The organism is Curtobacterium sp. B8 (assembly GCF_000333315.1).
In the GTDB taxonomy this organism is placed as follows: Bacteria; Actinomycetota; Actinomycetes; order Actinomycetales; family Microbacteriaceae; genus Curtobacterium; species Curtobacterium luteum.
This window is the reverse complement of sequence record NZ_BACW01000036.1, coordinates 1-2,221: the sequence shown is the minus strand read 5'-3', so window position 1 is coordinate 2,221 and position 2,221 is coordinate 1. Positions and strand designations below refer to the sequence as shown.

General features: G+C 75.8%; 3 protein-coding genes. All 3 read right to left on the bottom strand.

Annotation, left to right across the window (positions count from 1 at the left end):
• A partial coding sequence (locus I59_RS18820; RefSeq protein ID WP_022902301.1) for a glycosyltransferase occupies positions 1-779 on the bottom strand: 779 nt, incomplete at its 3' end.
• Between the two features lie 71 nt (positions 780-850).
• Positions 851-1,987: a glycosyltransferase family 9 protein gene (locus tag I59_RS01115; RefSeq protein WP_083881901.1), complete on the bottom strand. Its 1,137-nt coding sequence runs from the start codon at positions 1,985-1,987 to the stop codon at positions 851-853.
• On the bottom strand, positions 1,984-2,221 hold a 238-nt coding region (locus I59_RS18815), incomplete at its 5' end, for an HAD hydrolase-like protein (RefSeq protein ID WP_042726347.1). The genes I59_RS18815 and I59_RS01115, both read right to left, overlap by 4 nt.

Sequence of the window (2,221 nt, the reverse complement as noted above, 5' to 3'; positions counted from 1 at the left end):
CGCGCCGGCGTCCGCGGGCACGGTGCGCGGGCGTCGGTCGTCGCCAGGACGAGGACGGGCATCGCCATGTGCATGGCCTCGATCAGCGAGAGCCCGAGCGACGTCCAGCGGTTCGGGTGGACGTACGCGCGGCGCTCGGCGAGCGCCCGGTGCATCGGGTCCGACGGGACGTCCCCGAGCGCCGTCACGCGGTCGCCGAACCCCAGCGCTCCGATGCGCTCCGTGCCGATGCCCCACAGGTCGACGGGGGCGACGGCCCCGAAGCGGGGGAGCAGGTCCGTCCCGACGACCCGGCCACGGCGGACCGGTTCGTTGATGACGGCGCCGAAGCGCTCCACGGCCCCGGTGTACAGCGGACCAGGGTCGACCACGCCGTGCTCGACGACGGTCGTGGCGGTCGTGCCGCAGTCCCACATGAGGGCGTTCCAGTGCGTGACGTGCGCGATGCGGAGGTCGTCCCGGTCCCGGAGCGGGTGCCGGCTGTCCGGGACGTCGACCCGCGGCGCGTTGTGCTCGACGAAGACGATCGGGACCGATCGGCCACGGAGCAGGCGCTCGGATGCCTCGAGCTCCTCCGTTCGCTGGAGGACGACCACGTCGACCTCGGCGTCGGCGACGTCCTCCGGCGCGATCTCGACGACCGAGTCCGGCCAGTCCCGGCCGCCGCGCCCCAGGCCGTCGGCGTCGCGGGCCGCGGTCGTCGGCACGAGGTACTGGTGCTGGCCGCGGACGAACGCGTCCATCCAGCCGCCGTGGACGTGCCACACGAGGATGCGCATGCAGGCCTTCCGGGTCGAGGAGCAGGAGGAGAAGCAGAAGCAGTGGCGCACGCTACGCAGCGGTCACCGGGTCACGGCGCAGGAACGTCGTCGGTGATCCGGGAAGCGCGATCCAGCAGCCGCCGGTGCGCATCCAGCACATCCTGGACGGACACACGGGTGAGACAGGGGTGACCCGGGACCGGGCACTCGCGGGCACGGCTGAGCCGGCACGGAGCGCCCTGATCGCCCAGGAGCTCGACGAGCGGTGCGTACGGCGCCCACTTCACGGCCGGCACCACCGGCGAGAACAGGCTCACGATCGGCACGCCCACGGCGGCTGCCAGGTGCGCCGGTCCGGTGTTCCCGACCACGACGACCTCCGCGCCGGCGAGCACCGCGGCCAGTTCCGCGGGGCTAGTGGCACCGCCGAGGTCGATCCCGGCGTCGCCGGCGACGAGGGCGGTCAGGTCGCGTTCGCCGGGTGAACCGGTGACGACCACGCGGATGCCCGCAGCCGCGTAGGCGGACACCAGCTCCCGGTGCTGCTCGGCGGGCCACGCGCGTGCCGGGACGCTCGCACCCGGGTGGACGACCACGTACCTGCCCAGGCCGGCCACGCTGTCCGGCGGGTCGACGTCGTGACGCACCGCGAGCCTCCCGGCATCGTCGGCGGGCAGCGCGAAGCCCGCCGCCCGCGCGATGCGGAGGGCGCGCTCGGGTTCGGCGAGGTCCTCGGGGAGGTCCTCGCCGGGGCGGAGCCGGACGTCGAGGAGCGACCCGGGGTGGTCGACGGACGCGCCGCTCACCCGTGGCACGCCCGCGAGCCGCAGGAGCAGGGCGAGGGGGAGTGGGGACTGGTGGAACGAGGTGAGGACGACCGCCTCGTCCGGACGCTCCTCCGCCACGAGGGTCCGGAACTCGTCGACGACGGCGTCGTCGATCGGCCGGGCGGTCTCGGTGACCCACGGCGCCGCCCAGGTCCGGACCACGTCGACGCCGGGGAGGAGCCGTCCCGCCGGCGCCCCCTGGGGACCGCAGAGCAGCGTGACGTGCGCGGCGCCCGCCGCGACCGCCCGGACGGCGGGGCCGGCGACGAGGACGTCGCCGAACGAGTCGAGCCGGGCGACGAGGACCCGTGGCCGGCCGCCGCGTGCGCTTCCGCGGACTCGGCGGCTGGCGGCGGCGGGCGCGGCGTGCTCGTCGCCGAGCGCGGCGTGCCCGCTCACGCGACCGGCGCCGAGCGCTGCGCGAGCACGAGGCTCACCGCGTCGTCAAGGGTCGCCGCGACGGTCTCGGCGGCGTCGACCTCCTCCTGCCGGGTGCGCGGGGTCGGCACGAGGATGCCCTGCGCGCCCGCCGCCCGTGCCGCCGCGACGTCCGCCCCGATGTTCTCTGACGACACCAGCTCGGCCGCCGGGACGCCCAGGAACTCTGCGTGGCGGAGCACTATGCCCCGGGCG